The following is a 19415-nucleotide window of genomic DNA, read 5'->3' as shown; positions in this document are numbered from 1 at the left end:
GCCGCCCACCGGATCCGGCTCGACGGGCACCCCGAACCTCGATACCGACGGAAGTCTGCTCCACCGCTTCGGCCGGTGACTTTCGCTGCCTGAGTGCGCTATACAGAAGCGCCATGTGCATTTTAATGCGCAAGAGAGGTATGCAATGAGCAGATTTAAGCAATCGCTGCGATGTCTGGCCTCAGCGCTGGTTCTGCTGGCCGTCGCGACCCCCGCCTCCGCCCACGCCGCCACCGCCCCCGCCGGGCAGCTCGGCGACCTGACCGGCGTCTCCGCCGACGGCCCGGTGACCACCCTGACCGCGGGCGCCGCGGCCGTCCGGGTCAGCTTCCCCTCGGCGGCCGCCGTCCGGGTCTGGCTCGCGCCGGACGGGACCTTCACCGATCCGGCGGGCAGCAAGATCGTGCTGCCGAACGGCAAGGCACCCGTGCCGCCGAAGCGCACCGACCGCGGCGCCTACTGGGCCATCGGCACCGGCAAGGCCACGCTCCGCGCCTACAAGCACCCGTTGAAGTTCGCTCTCTACGACGGCGCGGACCGCAAGCAGCTCTGGGCCGAGTCCGCGCCGCTGTCCTGGACCGGGGACACCACCACGCAGACGCTCGCCCGCGGCGCCGCCGAACAGTACGTCGGCGGCGGGGAGCAGAACGGCCGGTTCAGCCACCGCGACCAGACCATCAAGATTTTCGCCGACGACAACTGGAACGACGGCGGCGCGCCCAACTCCCAGCCGTTCTACGCCTCGACGGCCGGGTACGGCGTGCTGCGCAACACCTTCTCCCCGGGCAGCTACTCGTTCGCCGATCCGGTCCGCACGACCCACGACGAGCGCCGCTTCGACGCCACCTACGTCGTCGGCGACGGGCTCAAGGACGTCATCTCCGGCTACACCGACCTGGTCGGCAAACCGTTCCTCCCGCCCATTTACGGCCTGGAGACCGGCGATTCCGACTGCTACCTGCACAACGCGAACCGCGGCGAGCGGCACACCCTCGACGCGGTGAAGGTGGCCGAGGGCTATCCCGAACAGGGCATGCCCAACGGCTGGATGCTGGTCAACGACGGCTACGGCTGCGGATACGAAAACCTCCAGCAGACCGGCGAAGGCCTGCGGGACAACAAGATGCAGCTCGGTCTGTGGACCGAGAACGGCGTGCCCAACCAGGCCGAGGAGGTCAAGGCCGGAGTCCGCGTGCGCAAACTGGACGTCGCCTGGGTCGGCCCCGGGTACCAGTTCGCCCTCGACGCCTGCGACACCGCGCACAAGGGCATCGAGGACAACAGCGACGCGCGCGGGTTCGTCTGGCAGCCGGTGAGCTGGGCGGGCGCGCAACGATGCGGCGTGCTCTGGAGCGGAGACCAGTCCGGCTCCTACGACTACATCAAGTGGCAGATCCCCACTTACGCCGGTTCGACCCTGTCCGGCATCGCCTACAACACCGGCGACATCGACGGCATCTTCGGCGGCAGCCCGCAGACCTACGTCCGCGACCTGCAGTGGAAGTCCTTCCTTCCGGTCGCGATGACCATGGACGGCTGGGCCAAGTCGGACAAGCAGCCCTGGCGCCAGGGCGAGCCGTTCACCTCGATCAACCGCAAGTACCTGCTGCTCAAGGAACGGCTGCTGCCCTACACCTACAGCTACTCGGTGCAGGCGCACCAGACCGGCGTCGGCCAGGTCCGGCCGCTGGCCCTGGAGTATCCCGACGACCCGAACGCCTGGACCGACAAGGCGAAGTACGAATTCCTCTCCGGCACGGACTTCCTGGTCGCCCCAGTCTACGACAGTTCGTCCGTGCGCAACGGCATCTACCTGCCCAAGGGCACCTGGACGGACTACTGGAGCGGCAAGACCTACACCGGTCCGACCACTGTGGACGGTTACGACGCGCCGCTGGACAAGCTGCCGCTGTTCGTCCGCGGCGGCGCTGTCGTGCCGATGTGGGCGGAGGGCACGACGTCCTGGCAGACCCGCGACAAGAGCCGGCTGGACGTCGACGTGTACCCGCAGGGCAAGAGCAGCTTCACCCTCACCGAGGACGACGGCGTCACGCGCGGCTACCAGCGCGGCGAGCAGGCCCGGCAGACGTTCACGGTGGACGCGCCGGAATCCGGCCCGGGCACGGTGACCGTCGGGATCGGCGCGAGCGCCGGGTCCTATCCCGGCAAACCGGCGGCGCGGAACTACCAGCTGTCCGTCCACACGGGAACGAAACCGGCGGCGGTACTGGGCGGCCACGGCATGCTGCGGCAGTACGCCAGCAAGGCGGAGCTGGACCAAGCCCCGTCCGGCTGGTGGTACGACCCGTCCGCGCGCGGCGTCGTCCGGGTGAAGACCGGCTCGATCGATTCCGGTGCCGCTCAGGACATCCGGTTGCTCGGGGCAAGCGCGGTCGGCGGGTTCTTCCCCGCCGACGACAACGCCTCGGTGCGGCTTTCCGCTCCCGCGACGGCCGCGCCGGGCCAGGCTGTGTCGACCACTGTCAGCTTCACCAACAGCACCCCGCTGCCGGTGCGTGACGTCGCATTGTCGGTGCAGGCCAATGGTTTCCACGCCGAGGCATCGCAGGCTCCGGCGCTCGTGTGGCCGGGTCAGACGGTGCAGGTGCCGGTGCGGCTCACGCCGGACGCGGGTCTGCGTCCGGCGGACTACGAGCTGACCGCCACCGCGAAGTACCAGGCCCGGCTGGGCACGCACGAAGCGGCCGGGTCAGCGATGGTCACGGTGCCGTACGCGACAGTGGCGGCGGCGTACGGGAACGTCGGGGTCACTGACGCGGCACACGCCGCGAACGGCGACCTCGACGGCAGCGGCAGCAGCTTCCGCGCGGAGGGCCTCGCCGAAGCGGGCTTGAAACCGGGAGCGCAGTTCACCGCGGACGGCGCTCAGGCGACCTGGCCCGACGCCGGGACCGGGAAGCCGGACAACGTCGTCGCGGGCGGCCAGACCGTCGCCGTGCAGGGCAGCGGCGCCAAGCTGGTCCTGACCGGCACCGGGACCGGGTCCGCGGCGAAGGGCCAGGTCGTCGTCCGGTACGCCGACGGCAGCACGAGCCAGGCCGAACTCGGCTTCCCGAACTGGTGCTGCGCCGACCCGGCCCAGTACGGCGCGACCACGGTCGCCTCGGTGCAGGGCAAGAACACGAAGTCCGGTCCGGCCTATCCGACGGTGGCCTACCGGGTGTTCGCGAACTCCGTCCCGCTCGACCCTGGCAAACGGGCCGTCGCGGTCACCCTGCCGTCGAACTCGGCGCTGCACGTTTTCACTGTCGCGATCGCCTGACCGTCCGTGAAGGGCTCCTTGCGGGAATTGGATTCCTTCAAGGAGCCCTTCACGGACAGGCGGACGAGGTCAGCGGCGCGGCGTCAGCTGCACGATTTGCTCGCCCGCGGTCCGGCCGTCGCCGACCAGGCTGCCGGTGCGGTCGGTCCAAGCGCGCACCGGCGTGGTCTCGCTCCGCCGTCCCGGCTCGGCCGAAAGCGCCAGCACCAGGCCGCTGGAGCGGTTGACCAGCCTGGTCCCGCCGTTCGCCGGGACCAGGAACCATTGCTGAGCAACGCCGGAACCGGCGCTCAGGGTCGGCGCGGTCCCCCAGGCACGGCCCGGAACTCCCAGCGCCAGACCGCTCGCGGCGTTGGTGATGCGGTAAGAACCGTCGCCGACCGGGGTGAACCGCCAGTTCGCTCCATCGCCGGCCAGCCACGAGGGCACGGACGTGGTGCCAGTGCGGCCGGACTGGGCGAGCACGCGGCCGGAGCCGATCCGGTAGACGCGGTTCGGGTCGACCGGGGAGGCGGCCGGTGCGGCGGACGTGATGGTCACGTCCGCGTAGACGCCGTCGCGGCCGTCCGTGCACGAGATCGAGCAGTACGACCGGAAGGTCTTGCCCACGATCGTCCCGGTGGTCTTGCTCCCCGAGTCGACGAACCAGCGGTACCACGACTGGTCCCGGTACGAACCGGTGTCGCCGATCAGCCGCCATTTCGGGTTCGCCAGGTCCTCGGTCGCGTAGAACCGCTGCGGGCCGACTGAATCGACCGCTTCCGGCTCGCCGATGTACAGCCCGAGGTGCGCGTCGTAGGCGATGTTCATGACGAACAGGTCGGATTTCCGCGGCAGCGTTCCGGCGGCCACCTGCTGGGCGGCGGTGCCGGTGTTCGCCGGGTTGTAGTCCTTCTCCGGCGGCGTGTAGCCGAGAGGGTCGACGTTCGTGGGCACGAGGTTGCTTTCCTTGCCGCCGACGCCGGGCTGCGCCCATCGGCCGTCGTACCACTTCTGCCACGTTCCGGTGGCCATCTTCCCGGACATCGGCGCGCGGGCCACGTGCGCGAGACCGCTGAACCCGCCGCCGCCCTGACCGGCCTTCGTCACGACGCGGGAACCGTAATAGACGTAGAAGTAGCCGGACTTCGGATCGGCGAACAGCCGCGGATCGCCGTCGCCGTAGTCGAACGTCTGGTTCGGGAACGCCGCCGTGTCGCCGCGTTTCGTCGAGTACGGCGACGTGATCGCGTGCCCGCCGATCCGCCAGGTGCGGCCCCGGTCGGCCGACACCGCCCAGTCGATCGCGTCGTAGTGGGAGAACGAATAGGCCCCGAAGGGTTCGGGGGTGAACTCGTTGTGCACCAGGCCGTACCAGTCACCGGTATCCGGATCGACCCAGGCGCCGACGAGATCGCAGAAGTTCTTCTGGGTGTAGCTGGACCCGGCGGGCGGGTCGGTCGCCTCGCGTCCGGTCGGGCTCGTGTTGCACCGCCAGGTCGTGTCGTTGTTGCGATCGCGCGGCTCGGCCGGGTTCACCGCGTCGCTCAGGCTCGCGTCGCGCTTGGCCGAGTCGAAGTCCTTGCCGGTGTAGAAGTCCCAGACCCGCGGGCCGTCCTTGCCGTAGAGGGCGGCGGACTGCTGGAAATGGAAGGTCCCGTCCCGGTCGAGGAACGGGGCGGCCGGGGTGTCCGTCGGGTACGGGTACTCGGCGACGGCCCCGACCGACACGGAGTAGCCGGGGTCGGCGTGCGCGGCCAAGGGCACGGTGCAGGTCCCGGCGGTGAGGGCCAGGACCGCACCGGCGGTCAACGAAGTGCGGAAGCGTGGCATGGCTCGGTTCCTCGCAGGCGATCGGCATCAACAACCGACAAGAACGAACAAGTTCACACAGCTTTAGTGATCGATTGTGCACTGTCAACCCGCCATTCGACCTGCTTCGAGCAGGTCGGGCCGTTTCCGCCCGCGGGTCACGATGCCACCGCGAACCTGAGGGAAAATGTTGACAAGTGATTGGTAAGCGCCAAAAATGCGCAGCAACACGCACTGAGTGTGTGGTCTTCGACCTCGATCAGGTGGTGGCTGATGCGGTTTCACAAGCTCGTGGGCTCGACCTTAGCGGCGACGCTGCTGCTCGCCGGGTGCGGCAGCGGCGACGCGGCGGGCGGCGGCGCCGGGGAGAACGCGCTCCCCGGCGCGGCCGAGTTCCTTTCCTCGCCCTGTCCGGAGCCGGCGGCGAAACCGGCCGGCGGCGGGCAGCTCGTGTACTGGTCCATGTGGACCGCGGACGAGCCGCAGGGCAAGGTGCTGCAAAAAGCGCTGAAGTGCTTCCAGGACAAGACCGGCGTGAAGGTCGACGTGCAGTGGCTCGGCCGCAAGGCCTACACCCAGAACCTGGTCCCGGCGCTCAACACCGGCACCGTGCCCGACCTGTTCGACCAGGACGTCAGCAAGGTCGGCGCGGCGATCATGACCCCGGGCGGCACGCAGAGCCTCGACGACGTGTACGGCATGAAGATCGGCGAAGGCGACAAGACGGTCAAGGACGTCCTCTCCCCCACCTCGTACGACTTCCCGCAGAACAAGGACCGCGAGGGACACAGCTTCCTCGTGCCGTACGAGATCCAGTCCAGCGCCTGGTGGTACGACAAGGCGACGGCGGGCTCCGTCGCCGCCCCGAAGACCGTCGACGAGCTGATCGGCCTGTTCGACAAGGCGAAGGCGGACGGCAAGGCGGCGGTCAGCCAGGACGGCGACATCCCGTTCTACAACATGTACTACTTCACCCAGCTGGCCGAACGCTACGTCGGCGCGGGCGGGCTGGCGAAGGCGGCGCAGGACCCGACCGGCCGCGCGTGGACCGACGTGCCCGGGTTCCGCGAGGCGGCCGCGCAGACCGCGCGGATCTCGAAGTACTTCATCGACGGCTGGGACGCGGCCAAGTTCCCGCAGATCCAGCAGCGCTGGGCGGACGGCGACGCGCGATTCCTGTACGTCGGCACCTGGGCGCCCAGCGAAACCCGCGAATACCTGGACAAACAGGGCGCGGGCACGAAGATCGACTACGGCTCGTTCCAGTTCCCGATGCCGCCCGGCGCCACGCACGACACCGTCGAGCAGATGTCGATCGGCTTCGCTGTGCCCAAGAAGGCCAAGAACGCCGACGCGGCCAAGGCGTTCATCGCCTACTTCCTCAACAAGGGCAACCTCGCCGGCATCCCCGCGGTGGCCGACAACCTGGTGCCCCGGCCCGACCTCGCGGTGCCGGACGACCTGAAGCCGGTCAAGACCGTGATGGACGACCAGAAGAAGGAGCACGTGCTGCAGTACGACGGCATCGACGCGATCGCCGGCGGCAAATGGCAGACCGACGTGTTCGACCCCGCCGACACCGCGCTGCTCAAGGGACAGCTGACCCCGGAGGCGTTCGTGGCGCAGCTCGCGCAGAAGTCCGCCGCCTTCTGGAAGAACCAGCACTGATGGCGACTGTCACGGAGGCGGCCCGGGCCGGGCGGCGGCCCGCGCTCGGGCCGCACCTGAGCCGCAAGCGCAAGCTGTTCTGGCCGTTCGCCGCCCCCGCGCTGGCGCTCTACCTCGCGTTCCTGGTGCTGCCGACGATCGCGACCGTGGTGCTCAGCTTCACCAGCTGGTCCGGCGCGGGCGACACGCCGCGGCCGCAGGGCGTCGGGAACTACGTGCGGATGTGGCAGAGCGACGCGTTCCGCTACGCCTTCGGCAACACGCTGATCTACGTCTTCCTCGGCGGCATCGGCACTTTCCTGCTCGCGTTCCTGTTCACCATGGTGCTGCGGGACATGCGCGGCGGGAAGATCGTGCGGGCGATCCTGTTCTTCCCGAACATCGTCGCCCCGGTCGCGCTCGGCATGTTCCTCGGCTTCGTGTTCAAGTACCAGCCGGGCAAACAGGGGCTCGCCAACTACGTGCTGGAGCACCTCGGCGCGGACGCGGCGAAGTTCCTCGCGCCGGAGAACGTGACCGGCGTCGTGACCGCGTCGCTGATCTGGGCCAGTTCCGGCTTCTACATCACCATCCTGATGGCCGCGGTGGACCAGATCCCGCCGTACCTCTACGAGGACGCGGACCTCGGCGGGGCCTCGCCCTGGCAGAAGTTCCGCTCCATCACGCTCCCGCTCACCTGGGACGTGGTGGGCGTGGCCGGGGTGCTGTGGACGATCAACGCGCTCAAGATCTTCGAACTCGTCTTCGTGCTCGCCGGGCCGGGCACCTACGCGCCGCCGAACCGGGCGTGGACGCTCGGCATCTACGTGTTCGACCGGACCTTCGGCTCGAACGGCACGCCGGACTTCGGCGCGGCCTGCGCCTGCGCGGTCGCGATGATCGCGCTCGTCTCGATCCTCGTCGTCCTCCTGCGCCGGTTGATGCGCCGTGACGCCATCCAGTTCTGAAGGAGACCCTGTGACCGTCACGGAAGCGCCGCCGCGCGGCTCCGCCCCGGGCAAGCCCCGGCGCACCCCGCCGCGCCGTCCCCGCCCGGCTCCCGGCAGCCGCAGGCTCAGCCCGCTGCGGCTGCTCGGCTCCGTGCTCGTGTGGCTGTTCACCGCGGGCAACCTGCTGGTGCTGTACTGGCTGATCACCGCGTCGTTCAAGACCCCGGTGGAGATCTTCACCAAGCCGTTCGCCCTGCCGTACCAATGGTTCCACGTCGGCAAGCCGTTCCGGAATTTCGTCTACGCCTGGAACAACGCCGGATTCGGCGACGCCGTACTGTCCACAGTGGTCCTCGTCGGACTGGCGACGATCGCCACGGTCGCGGTCTCCGCGCCGTGCGCATACGCGCTCACCCGGCTCGGGGTGCGCGGTTCGGGCGTGCTGACCAACGGCGTCGCGATCGGCATGGGGGTGCCGTTCCAGACCGTGATCATCCCGCTTTTCGTCGCGTTCAGCGAGATCCACCTGGACAACCAATACGGGCTGTTCGTGCTCTACGTCGCCCTGTCGATCCCGTTCACGGTGTTCCTGCTGACCGGGTTCTTCCGGTCGCTGCCCGACGAAATCGAAGAGGCGGCGGTGCTCGACGGCGCCTCGCCGGTGCGGGTGTTCGTGTCGGTGGTGCTGCCGCTGGCCCGCGGCGGCGTGGTCACCGCGCTGACGCTCAACGCGATCGGGCTGTGGAACGAAACCCTGCTGGCGATCGTGTTCCTCAAGGACCAGGCCCACTTCACGCTCTCGCGCGCGCTGTTCACCTTCTACGGCGCGGCGAGCTACCAGTCCGAGTACGGCGGGCTGATCGCCGGGGTGGCGATCGTCGTGCTCCCGATGCTGCTGCTCTACGTCGTGCTCGCCCGCCGGATCATCACCGGCCTGACCCTCGGCGCCGGAAAGTAGGACTTCGATGGCCACCGTGAGCTTCACCGACACCACCCGCTACTACGCCGGGGTCGAACGCCCCGCAGTGGACGGGCTCGACCTCGAGGTCGCCGACGGCGAATTCCTCGTGCTGGTCGGCCCGTCCGGCTGCGGCAAATCGACCACCCTGCGGATGCTCGCCGGGCTGGAGGGCGTGGACGAGGGCTCGATCCGCATCGGCGACAAGGACGTCACCGAACTCCCGCCGAAGGAACGGGACATCGCGATGGTGTTCCAGAACTACGCGCTCTACCCGCACATGACCGTCGCGGAGAACATCGGTTTCCACCTCAAGCTCGCGCGCATGCCGAAGGACGAACGGGACCGCCGCGTCCGCGAAGCCGCGACCACCCTGGACCTGACCGAATACCTCGACCGCCGCCCGGCAAAGCTGTCCGGCGGGCAACGGCAGCGGGTGGCGATGGGCCGGGCGATCGTGCGGGAGCCGAGCGTGTTCCTGATGGACGAGCCGCTGTCCAATCTGGACGCCAAGCTGCGGGTGCAGACCCGCACGCAGATCGCCTCGCTGCAACGGCGGCTCGGCACCACCACGCTGTACGTCACGCACGACCAGATCGAGGCGATGACCATGGGCGACCGGGTGGCCGTGCTGCGCGACGGCGTGCTGCAGCAATGCGATTCCCCGGTCGGGCTGTTCGAGCGGCCGCGCAACGTGTTCGTCGCGGGCTTCATCGGCTCCCCCGCGATGAACCTCATCGAGACCACAGTGGACGGTTCCGGCGCGGCGGCGGGCGACGGCACGCTCCCGCTCACCCCCGCCCAGCGGTCCGCGCTGACCGGGCCGGGGATCGTCGTCGGCGTGCGCCCGGAAGGCTGGGACATCGGCGGCGCCGGATACCGCGCGGTCGTCGAAGTGGTCGAGGAACTCGGCAGCGACCAGTACCTCTACTGCCGGACCGGGGACCGGGTGCTGACCGTCCGTACTCCGGGCATGGCACCGTGGAAGCGCGGCGAGGAAATCTCACTGGCCCCGCGGACCGGCGCGGCGCACTTGTTCGACGCCGCCACCGGCGAACGGCTGCCGGACGCATGAGCACGATCAGCCGCACCGAACTCGTGCTCCCGGCGGCCGAACTCGGCCCGGAGAACCCGCTGCCGCCGCTGCTGCGGACCGAACCCGCGGCTTCGGTGTCCAACGTGGACGAACTGCCCGCGGACCTGGCGGCGAACCTTTCCTACGGCAGGCTGGACACGGTGCTGCCGTGCCGGATGCAGGACGGGTACGGCCGCGACCGGACGGAACAGCGGCTGCCCGCGCTCGTGCTGGAGAACGAGCGGCTGCGCGCCACCGTCCTGCCCGGGCTCGGCGGGCGGCTGCATTCGCTGCTGGACAAGGAAACCGGCCGGGACCTGGTGTACCGCAACCCGGTGTTCCAGCCGGCGAACCTGGCGCTGCGCGACGCGTGGTTCGCCGGCGGCGTCGAGTGGAACCTCGGCAGCACCGGGCACACCACGCTGACCTGCGCGCCGATGTTCGCCGCCGAAGCACCCGGCCCCGACGGCGAACCGGTGCTGCGGCTCTGGGAGTGGGAACGCACCCGCGACCTGCCGTATCAGCTGGATTTCTGGCTTCCCGACGGGTCGCGGCAGCTGTTCGTGGGCGTGCGGATCCGCAACCCGCACGCCCACGACGTGCCGGTGTACTGGTGGTCCAACACCGCGGTGACGCAGACGGCCGGGACCCGCGTGCTGGCCCCGGCCGCGCGAGCCTGGCACTACGGCTACTCCGGGCGGCTGGAACTCGTCGACGTCGCGGACGAACTCACCTATCCCGCCCGGGCACAGACGGCGGCCGACTACTTCTTCGAGGTCGACGGTCCGCCGTGGATCGCCGCCGTCGACGCAGCCGGATACGGGCTCGGGCAGGCGTCCACGGCGCGGCTGCGCGGGCGGAAACTGTTCGTGTGGGGCGAATCCGCGGGCGGGCGGCGGTGGCAGGAATGGCTCGCCCCGGGCATGGAGGGCTACCTCGAAATCCAGGCCGGGCTGGCGCGGACGCAGCTCGAACACCTGCGGCTGCCCGCGGGCGCCGCGTGGGACTGGCTCGAAAGCTACGGCCCGGTCGCGGCCGACCCGGAGATCGCGCACGGACCGGACTGGCCCGCCGCGCTCGCCTCGGTCGCCGCCGAACTGCCCGCCACGGAGGAATTGGACCGGCGCTGGCGAGAATGGCGCGCGGTCGCGGATGCCGCGCCCGGAGAAATCCTGGCGACCGGATCCGGCTGGGGCGCGCTGGAAACCCGCCGGATGCTGACGGAACTGCCCGGCACGCCGTATCCCGAGGACAGTCTCGGCGCGGCCCAGCAACCGTGGCTGGATTTGCTCGACGGCGTGGCGCCCCGGTCCGACCCCGCCGCCGAACCGCCGGACACCCTGGTCAACCGCCACTGGGCAGAACTGCTGGAGGCGGTGCCCGACGAGGGCTGGCTCACCTGGTACCACCGGGGAATCGCGCGCTGGGCGGCAGGCGACCGCGACGGCGCGAAGGCCGCGTGGCACCGGTCGCTTGAGGCAGAGCCGAACGGCTGGGCGTGGCGCAACCTCGCCGTCGCCCAGGAAGATCCGGCGCGCGCCGCGGAGTACTACCGGCAGGCACTGGACCTGCTGCCGAAACTGGCTCCGCTCGCCGTGGAAGCCGTCGCCGCGCAGCTCGCCGCCGGAGATCCCGGCGCCGCACGGGAAATGCTCGAACCGTGGCCGGCCGAGGGCCGGTTCGCGTTGCTGCGGGCGCGAACCTCGCTCGCGCTCGGCGATCTCGAAGGGGCGCGCGAGGTCTACGAGCGCGGCTTCACCGTGCCCGGGATCCGCGAGGGAGAGACGTCGCTGAGCGATGTGTGGCACGCGATCTCCCCTGGCCCGCTGCCCGCCGAATACGACTTCCGGATGAAAACCGGTGGTGGGGCCGGATGAGCGCGACCGGCCAGATGGGTGAACAATGGCGCGGCGGCGGGCGCGCAGGGAATGGGTCGAAGGGAGCACAAGCCGATGGCTCGGCATGAACGGTTGAGCACACTGTTGGACCTCTTGGCGAAGCGGGAGAAACTCGACGTCGAAGAGGTGGCCGCGGAGCTGAACGTCTCCGCCGCCACGATCCGCCGCGACCTGGACCACCTCGCCGAACAGCAGCTGCTCACCCGCACCCACGGTGGAGCCGTCGCGAACGACCTCGCCTACGACCTGCCGTTGCGGTACAAAACCGCCCGCCACGCCCCGGAAAAACAGCGGATCAGCGCCGCGGCCGCGGCACTGGTGTCCAACGGCATGGTGGTCGGCCTCAACGGCGGCACCACGACCGCGGGCGTCGCCCGGGCACTGGCCATGCGCGCGGACCTCGCCGACGCCCCCGGCCTCACCATCGTGACCAACGCGCTCAACATCGCCCACGAGCTCGCGGTGCGGCCGAACATGAAGATCGTCGTCACCGGAGGGGTCGCCCGCCCGCAGTCCTTCGAACTGAGCGGCCCGCTGGCGACCCTGGTGCTCAGCCAGCTCAGCCTGGACCTGCTGTTCCTCGGCGTGGACGCGCTGCACCCGGCCGCGGGCGCGTTCGCCTGCCACGAAGGCGAGGCGGACATCAACCGGCTCATGGTCAACAACGCCGCCCGCGTGGTGGCGGTGGCGGACAGCTCGAAACTCGGCCGCCGCGCCTTCGCCCGCATCTGCGACATCACCGACGTCCACGAAGTCGTGACCGACAGCGACGCCGATCCCGACGTCACCGCCGCGCTCAAGGCCGCCGGAATCCCGGTCCAGATCGCCTGAAACCCGGCTCCGGCCCGCCGTCCGCCGCTTCTCCCGCGGACGGCGGCTCTGTCGTGCCCGGGTCCATTCAGGACAGCCCTGTTCCGCGCCGCGTTCCCGCTCACCGGGCCTTGACAAAGCCGCTGCGCGATGTGCTTACTACTGCAAGTTCGAGCGTCACCTTGAGCATATTCACGCAGAATAGGAGGCTCCAGTGCCTCGACGACTCGCGTACGCGGCGGCCGGGCTCATCCTCACCGGCTCCGTCGCGACTCCTGCCGCGGCGCAACCGCTCACCTCGATCTCCGTGCCGCGCGGTCCCGACTCCCCCGGCTACCAGCTGCGCATCGACACCGCCCGCCTCGGCCTGAGTCTTACGCGCGGCGGCGAACAATTGCTGCGCACCACGTCCGACGCTTTCACCTTCGACGGCGGCGTGGCGACGCGCGTGCGGTCGATCTCGCGAGACGGCGCGACCGTCGTCGCTACCGCCGACAGCACGGCGGGCCGTTCGGTGACCCTGCGGATCACCCCGCACCAGGACCGGTTCGATCTGAAGTGGACAGTCGACGGACTCGCCGCCGGGCAGCGCGCGACCCACTTCGACCTCACGACGTCCGGCTACTGGTATGGCGGCGGCGAAACCAGCGAAGGAAAGGCCCAGCCGTATCCGCTTTCCGCCGGAACGGTGGACGAGCCGGAATTCTCCCCCGCCAGCTACATGATGCAGGAACCCTACTTCTTCACCTCGAAATCGGTCGGGCTTTTCGTCCGCACCGCGCAGCCGATGAAGGTCGCGATGGCAGGCGGGCGCGCCGACCTGACCGTGACGAACTCCGCGGAGTACTCGAGCACGGTGTTCGTGGAGTCGAACCGCCGCGCGGTGTACGACGACTACGTCGGCGAGGTCGGCAAGCCGGCCAAGAGCGACGCGACCGACGCCGAGTACGCGAGTCCACTGTGGAATTCCTGGGCGCAGTACTACCGCGACATCGACCAGGACAAAGTGCTTTCGTGGGCACGGGACCTGAAAGCGGCGGGCGTCGCCGGGCACACCGTGCAGCTCGACGACAAATGGGAATCCAACTACGGCAACCTGACCTTCGACCCGAAGACGTTCCCGGACCCGAAGAAACTGGCCGACGGGATCCACGCGATGGGCCAGAAATTCGGCCTGTGGACCACGTTCTGGATCAACCTCGACTCGGCGAACTACGCCTACGCCCGCGACCACGGCTATCTGGTGCGCGCCAAGGGAAATCCGGCCCAGCCGTGCACGGTGACCTGGTGGAACGGCACCGCGGGCATCATCGACCTCGGCAATCCGCAGGCCCGCGAGTGGTACACCGGCAACCTGCGCAAGCTGATGGCCGACTACGGCGTCGACGGCTTCAAGTTCGACACCCGCTTCTTCGACGACCGCTGCGCCGCCACCGGGAACCTGACCCCGCAGGACTACCAGAAGCTCGGCGCGGACATGACCGACGCGTTCGACCAGCAGGGCGCGGGCATCCGCACGCACTGGGGCAACCAGCGCTACGGCTTCGTGATCCGGGCGGTCGACGCGAACACCACGTGGGACGGCCTGCGCACCTCGCTGCGCCGGGCGTCGGCGATCTCGGCCAACGGCTACCCGTTCGTCGAGACCGACATGATCGGCGGCTCGAACAGCATGCCGCCGCCGTCGCGCGAGGTGCTCGTGCGCTGGGCGCAGGCCGCGTCGCTGATGCCGCTGATGTACGCGTCAACGTCCCCGGTGGCCACGGTCGACACCACCACCGGCAAGCCGGTCGCCTACCCGGCCGACACCGCGAAACTGTACGCCGACGCGGTCCGCACCCACGCGAAACTGGCGGGCTACCTGAAAACCCAGGTACAGCAGGCGGTCGCGGACGGCACGCCGATCATGCGGCCGGTGTACTTCGACTTCCCCGCCGACCACCGCTTCGACACCGTCGACGACGAGTGGATGCTCGGCCCCGCCCTGCTGGCGGCCCCGATGATCACCGCGGGCGCCTCCCGCGACATCGCGCTGCCTTCGGGACTGTGGTTCGACCCGCACACCAAGCGAGTCGAAATCGGCGGCCGGACCCTGCACGATTACGCGGCGTCGCTGGACACGACGCCGATGTTCGTCCGGATCGGCGCTCCCGGCTGGACGGAGCTCGCGACGAAGCTGTAAGTCGCCGACCGGGCGTCCTCGCGGCGTCGGATCCTCCGTGGACGATAATCAGCGCATGGCCGTGACCCAGCAGCTCGCCCGCATTTCCGCCGCGCACCTCGCCGCCTGTCGGCAATCGGCGGAAATGCTGGGCGAGCTGTGCTCTTTCACGGCGGTTCCGAAAAGGGACTACTGCGACCTGAACTGGTGGCCAGCCACCCTGAAACCGGCGTGGAAACTGACCGGAGCTGACGACCAGACCCTCGCGCTGCTGCGGCGCGGCTTCGACGGGGACGAAGAAGTCAATCCGGCCTACCGAGACGTTCTCTACTCGATCGACGGACATCCGGTGACCGCGCTGGAGCCCCGGCACGTCGCGGCGGTGGCCGAAGCGTTGCACGGCATCACCCCGGAGGCGGTCCGCGCCGTCGTGCCGTCGGACCCGGAGCAGATCGAGGCCGAACTGGGCTCGATCGCGCTGGACGTGATCGGCGACCTGGCGGAAATTCTGGGCGAGCAGCATGCCATTCTGCGCGATTTCTACGCGGAAGCCGCCCGCCGCGAGCTGGCCGTCGCGCTGTGGTGGGACTGACCCGTCAAAGCCCCCGCAAGACCCGCTCCAGCGCCGCCCGGCCCGCAGGACCCCAGTGCGGTTTCCCGCCGGGCAGGCCCTGGTCCCCGTTCTGTCCCATGAGGATCAGGAAGAGGCCCTTCATCGCGGCCAGCCCGCGGGCACGCCGGATCGCCGCCTCGTCCGCCCGCGCGTAGCTCTCGAAGAACCGCGCGGCCGTGCCCGCGGGCAGCAGCACCCAGGCAGCGGCGAGATCCCACGCCGGATCACCGGCGAACAGGTCGCCGAAATCCACGATGCCCGAGAGGGTTCCTTCTGAGACAACAACATTCGCCGGATGCAGGTCGCCGTGCACCCACACCGGCGGACCCTCCCACGCGCGGGCCGCGACGGCGTCGTCCCAGACTGCCCGGACGTCGTCCGCGAGGCTGTCGAGGGCAACTGCCTCGAGGAATTCCTCGAAGCCGCCCGTGCAATCCCGGGGATGGGCACCGCGATCCGCGGCGATCGGCGCGTCGGCGGGGGCTTCCACGTGGAGCGCCCGGAGGAAATCCGCGAGCGTGTCGGCCGCGTGGACGCCGCGGCTGATTGTGCCGTGGTCGAGCGGTTCGCCGGGGACCCACGTCATCACGGTCCAGTGCTTGGGGAAACGCTCGGACGGTTCGCCGAACCGCACGGGCGCCGGCACCGGGAGCGGCAGACGCGGGGCCAGCGCCGGCAGCCACCGGCGCTCCTTAAGTTGAAGCTCCGGAGTGGGGTCCATGCGCTGCACGCGGACGGCGAGTTCGTCCCCGAGCCGCCACATCTGGTTGCCCCAGCCGCCCGACACCTTGCGGATCGGCAGACCGGCCAGGTCCGGATGCTGGTCCCGGAGCAGGTCGCGGACCAGATCGGCGGTGACCTCGGGGGTGGGCATGGGAAGGGACAGTACCGAGACGGCGGGAGACGCAGCCTGCCCGGCCGTGGTCAAGATTGTCTCCACTTCCTGCTTGACACGATCTGCAGTGCGCGCTATAGAAATGGATATACGCGATAGCTGACCTGGGTGCCGAAACTACGTAGCCGGGGAGTGGTCGACGATGCCGGACACCATCAGCCGCCAGGGCGCGACTGCCCGCGAATTCGTCGAGCTGATCTGCGCCGATCCGGTCTGGTTGCGCGCCGAGTTCGAGTCGATCGTGACCGCTGTCTCGCTCCCGTCGTTGCACCCCAACGACTTTCCCCCGCGCAGCACCGGAAACCCAGCCGAGGAACGGGTTCCGGCGAGCGTGTGGCGGGCTTGGCCGCCAGAGCACCGGGAGCGTTCTCCTCCGGCAAACCGCAGGCACCACACCCGACAGTCGTGAAATCTCTGGGGAGGTGATACCGGAGACGGGGAAGGTCTGCCACGACGCCCGGCCGGAGAGGCTCGCACAGCCCCGGCATCGCGTCTCGTGACGTGGTCCCGCGACCGCCCCGCCGCGGCACAGCACAGCACGGTTGCTTTTCACCCGAACTGGTTCCGGCCCCGCCGCTTGCGTCCGGCGGGGCCGGATCTCCGCGACAGCCCCGACAAGCGAACGCCCGCCCCGGCGGCGGGCACGTGGGAAGGAGAAAGGGAGGCGCATGGTCATGTTGATGCGAACTGACCCGTTCCGGGAGCTCGATCGGCTGACCCAGCAGTTCTTCGGCGGCAACGGCACCGCCACCCGTCCGGCGGTGATGCCGATGGACGCCTACCGGTCCGGCAACGACTACGTCGTGCAGTTCGACCTGCCCGGCGTCGCGCCGGAGTCGATCGACCTGGACGTCGAGCGCAACGTGCTGACCGTCAAGGCCGAACGCAGGCCCGACTACGGCGAGGACGCGGAGGTCCAGGTCTCCGAGCGGCCGCGCGGGGTGTTCTCCCGCCAGCTGTTCCTCGGCGACACCCTCGACACCGACAGCATCAAAGCCGACTACGACGCGGGCGTGCTCACCCTGCGGGTGCCGATCGCCGAACAGGCCAAGCCGCGCAAGATCGCCATCGGCGGCAGCGGCGGAGCCAAGCAGATCCGCGCCTGACCGATATCGGCCCCGCCCGAGGAGGGCGGGGCCACGAACTCTCCGCGGTTTCCCGCCCCGCTGCTCCTGCTCGGGCGAGGACTGTCCAATCGCGACGTCGCCACCGGGGGGCTCTTCGGCTGAATCGCTTCGATCGGCGATTGCCGGAATCTCGTTCAGGAAAGCGGCAATACTCAACGGAGGTCGTACTGGATGTCGATCCCCGAACCCGGCCCTCCGTTGCTGTTGATCGTCAGCCATCCGTGGTCGTACACGTCCGCGAGCTTGTACTCGAACCCGAAGTCGTACTTCTTGTCTCGGCCGAACGTCCCCGGCATCTCCCCCAGTCGCATCGCCCCGTGCGGCGATTTGCTCTCGCCGCTGTCCGGATCCGTGACGTAGACGACCGGGCCCAGCGCCAGGTTCAGGCCGCTGTTCAGTTCGGAGTCGGTGCTGGTCTCCACGTGCACCATCACCGCCATGACCTGTTCGGAGCCGTACTTCGACCGCTGCTTCGCGATCTTGGTGACGGTGAACGACGGATCCGTCGGCGCGCCAGCCGAAGAACGCGAGAAGTGCACGACCTCGCCGACCTTCTTCACCGGATTGCCCCGCGGGCCGGTCGACCCGGCGGACTGTGCCGCCTCGGGCGTGGACGGCGCGGCGGACGACGCCTCCGTAGTAACGGTCACGGTGACCGTTGGCGGTGCGCTCGCCACTGCGGCATCGCCATTCCCGGAGCAGCCAGCGGAAAGCACTGCTGCGGTCGCCACCGCGCAGAGCAGCAACGACGAACTTGTTCGCATCAAGGAACTCCCGGTCGATCAGCATTACGACGCGACCGCACCGAAGGCTTTCTTCTCGATCGCAGCACACAAGTCGCAATGACCCGATCGACCGTTACGAAAGCTGTCCACACCAGACCGAATCCGTCCCACCTCCGGTCGGCGGTAGCGCGCCACCCCGCTCTCCGCCACCCTGGGCAGTCGAGGACGGGAGGCCGCACGTGAAGGTCGTCATCGCCGGCGCGGGCATCGGCGGGCTGACCGCTGCCCTGCGGCTGCACCGCGAAGGCATCGAATGCGCGGTGTACGAACAGAGCACCCGCGTCGCCGAGCTCGGGGTCGGGATCAATGCCTTGCCGCACGCGGTCAAGGAGCTCGCCGCGCTCGGGCTGCTCGGTCAGCTGGACGAGATCGGGATCCGCACCCGCGAGCTGTTCTACACCCATCGGCTCGGGCAGGTGATCCTGCGCAAGCCGTGCGGGCTCGACGCCGGGTTCACGCTCCCCCAGTACTGCCTGCACCGCGGCAGGCTGCGGAACATGCTGCTGCAAGCGGTCCAGACCCGGCTGGGCCCGGAAGCGGTGCGGACCGGGCATCGGCTGACTGGGTTCGAGCAGGACGCGCAGGGCGTGCGGGTGCGTTTCGCTGAGCGGGAAAGCGGCCAAGAGGTGACCGTGGCCGGGGACGTCCTGGTGGCGGCCGACGGGATTCACTCGGCCGCGCGGTCACTGCTCTTCCCTGAGGAAGGGCCGCCGCGCTGGAACGGGGTCTTGATGTGGCGCGGCGCCACCGACTGGCCCGCGTTCGGCGGCGGCGATTCGATGATCGTCTCCGGCGGCACCGCGGCCAAGCTGGTGATCTACCCGATCGGACCGGGCCGGAGCGCGGGCACCCGGCTCACCAACTGGGCGGTCTGCGTTCAGACCGGGCGGCCCGGCGACCCTCCCCCGGACCGGCAGGACTGGGCCAAACCCGGCGACCGCGCGGAGCTGGCCCGGCACGTCGGGAAGTTTCGGTGCCCGGAGGTCGACCACGCCGCGCTGGCCGAGGCCACCGAGGAGATCTTCGAGTTCCCGATGTGCGACCGGGACCCGCTGCCCGCCTGGTCGCACGGACGCGTGACGCTGCTCGGCGACGCCGCCCATCCGATGTACCCGATGGGCTCCAACGGCGCCGGCCAGGCGATTCTCGACGCGTCCAGCCTCGCCGCGCAGCTGACGCGGCACGCCGATCCCGCCGAGGCGCTGCGCGCGTACGAAGCCGACCGGCTGGCCGCCACCGGCGAGATCGTGCTGCGCAACCGCCGGGGCGGCCCGGAAAACGTCATCGACGAGGTCGAGCGGCGCGCGCCGGACGGCTTCGACCGTCTCGAAGACGTCATCGACGCGGCGACGCTCGACGCGATCGTCAGCGGCTACGCGCAGGTTTCCGGGGCGTCCCAGCAGCAGGTGAACCGCACCTGAG

16 protein-coding genes are annotated in these 19415 nt (G+C 69.6%); 13 read left to right on the top strand and 3 right to left on the bottom strand.

What is annotated here, in order from left to right; translation table 11 throughout:
• Window positions 1-145 precede the first annotated feature (145 nt).
• Window positions 146-3283: a TIM-barrel domain-containing protein gene (locus EIZ45_RS42110; RefSeq protein ID WP_240690539.1), complete on the top strand. Its 3138-nt coding sequence runs from the start codon at window positions 146-148 to the stop codon at window positions 3281-3283.
• Between the two features lie 69 nt (window positions 3284-3352).
• Here EIZ45_RS42110 and EIZ45_RS42105 read toward each other — a convergent pair whose 3' ends face one another.
• Entirely contained in the window at window positions 3353-5095 is a 1743-nt protein-coding gene (locus tag EIZ45_RS42105) for an RICIN domain-containing protein (protein WP_134661815.1), read from the bottom strand.
• Window positions 5096-5347: 252 nt separating this feature from the next.
• Between EIZ45_RS42105 and EIZ45_RS42100 the strand changes: the two genes are divergently transcribed.
• From EIZ45_RS42100 to EIZ45_RS42065, 8 genes are all read left to right on the top strand, one after another.
• Window positions 5348-6742, top strand: a complete 1395-nt coding sequence (locus EIZ45_RS42100) for an ABC transporter substrate-binding protein (RefSeq protein WP_134661816.1) — start codon at window positions 5348-5350, stop codon at window positions 6740-6742.
• Window positions 6742-7689, top strand: a complete 948-nt coding sequence (locus EIZ45_RS42095) for a carbohydrate ABC transporter permease (RefSeq protein ID WP_037811270.1) — start codon at window positions 6742-6744, stop codon at window positions 7687-7689. The genes EIZ45_RS42100 and EIZ45_RS42095 overlap by 1 nt, the downstream gene beginning before the upstream one ends.
• 10 nt (window positions 7690-7699) lie before the next feature.
• Complete coding sequence (locus EIZ45_RS42090) at window positions 7700-8629, top strand: carbohydrate ABC transporter permease (RefSeq protein ID WP_037811268.1); 930 nt, start codon at window positions 7700-7702, stop codon at window positions 8627-8629.
• A gap of 7 nt (window positions 8630-8636) precedes the next feature.
• On the top strand, window positions 8637-9704 hold the full coding sequence (locus EIZ45_RS42085; RefSeq protein ID WP_134661817.1) for an ABC transporter ATP-binding protein: 1068 nt from the start codon (window positions 8637-8639) through the stop codon (window positions 9702-9704).
• Window positions 9701-11581, top strand: a complete 1881-nt coding sequence (locus EIZ45_RS42080) for a DUF5107 domain-containing protein (RefSeq protein WP_134661818.1) — start codon at window positions 9701-9703, stop codon at window positions 11579-11581. Before EIZ45_RS42085 ends, EIZ45_RS42080 begins: the two co-directional genes overlap by 4 nt.
• A 75-nt stretch (window positions 11582-11656) precedes the next feature.
• Window positions 11657-12433, top strand: coding sequence for a DeoR/GlpR family DNA-binding transcription regulator (locus EIZ45_RS42075; RefSeq protein WP_043835871.1), 777 nt, complete (start codon window positions 11657-11659; stop codon window positions 12431-12433).
• A 193-nt stretch (window positions 12434-12626) separates the two neighbouring features.
• On the top strand, window positions 12627-14594 hold the full coding sequence (locus tag EIZ45_RS42070) for a TIM-barrel domain-containing protein (protein ID WP_240690540.1): 1968 nt from the start codon (window positions 12627-12629) through the stop codon (window positions 14592-14594).
• Window positions 14595-14649: 55 nt separating this feature from the next.
• Window positions 14650-15165: a hypothetical protein gene (locus EIZ45_RS42065; protein WP_134661819.1), complete on the top strand. Its 516-nt coding sequence runs from the start codon at window positions 14650-14652 to the stop codon at window positions 15163-15165.
• Window positions 15166-15169: 4 nt separating this feature from the next.
• Here EIZ45_RS42065 and EIZ45_RS42060 read toward each other — a convergent pair whose 3' ends face one another.
• The gene (locus tag EIZ45_RS42060) at window positions 15170-16060 is read right to left on the bottom strand and encodes an aminoglycoside phosphotransferase family protein (protein ID WP_134661820.1); all 891 of its coding nucleotides are present in this window, start codon (window positions 16058-16060) and stop codon (window positions 15170-15172) included.
• A 163-nt stretch (window positions 16061-16223) separates the two neighbouring features.
• Between EIZ45_RS42060 and EIZ45_RS42055 the strand changes: the two genes are divergently transcribed.
• Together EIZ45_RS42055 and EIZ45_RS42050 are read left to right on the top strand one after the other, a co-directional pair.
• Entirely contained in the window at window positions 16224-16490 is a 267-nt protein-coding gene (locus tag EIZ45_RS42055) for a hypothetical protein (RefSeq protein ID WP_134661821.1), read from the top strand.
• Between the two features lie 265 nt (window positions 16491-16755).
• Complete coding sequence (locus tag EIZ45_RS42050; RefSeq protein ID WP_037811573.1) at window positions 16756-17187, top strand: Hsp20/alpha crystallin family protein; 432 nt, start codon at window positions 16756-16758, stop codon at window positions 17185-17187.
• A 173-nt stretch (window positions 17188-17360) separates the two neighbouring features.
• On the opposite strand, the gene EIZ45_RS42045 is transcribed toward EIZ45_RS42050, so the two are convergent.
• Window positions 17361-17858, bottom strand: coding sequence for a hypothetical protein (locus EIZ45_RS42045; protein WP_134661822.1), 498 nt, complete (start codon window positions 17856-17858; stop codon window positions 17361-17363).
• A gap of 1 nt (window position 17859) precedes the next feature.
• Here EIZ45_RS42045 and EIZ45_RS42040 point away from each other — a divergent pair, with 1 nt between their 5' ends.
• Complete coding sequence (locus EIZ45_RS42040) at window positions 17860-18054, top strand: hypothetical protein (protein WP_134661823.1); 195 nt, start codon at window positions 17860-17862, stop codon at window positions 18052-18054.
• Between the two features lie 118 nt (window positions 18055-18172).
• Window positions 18173-19414, top strand: coding sequence for a flavin-dependent oxidoreductase (locus tag EIZ45_RS42035; protein WP_134661824.1), 1242 nt, complete (start codon window positions 18173-18175; stop codon window positions 19412-19414).
• Window position 19415: the final 1 nt, after the last annotated feature.

The sequence above is a fragment of the Amycolatopsis sp. CFH S0740 genome (genome assembly GCF_004522315.1).
GTDB lineage: Bacteria > Actinomycetota > Actinomycetes > Mycobacteriales > Pseudonocardiaceae > Amycolatopsis > Amycolatopsis nivea.
The sequence above is the reverse complement of the archived record's forward strand: the minus strand, read 5'-3'. Positions and strand labels throughout refer to the sequence as shown.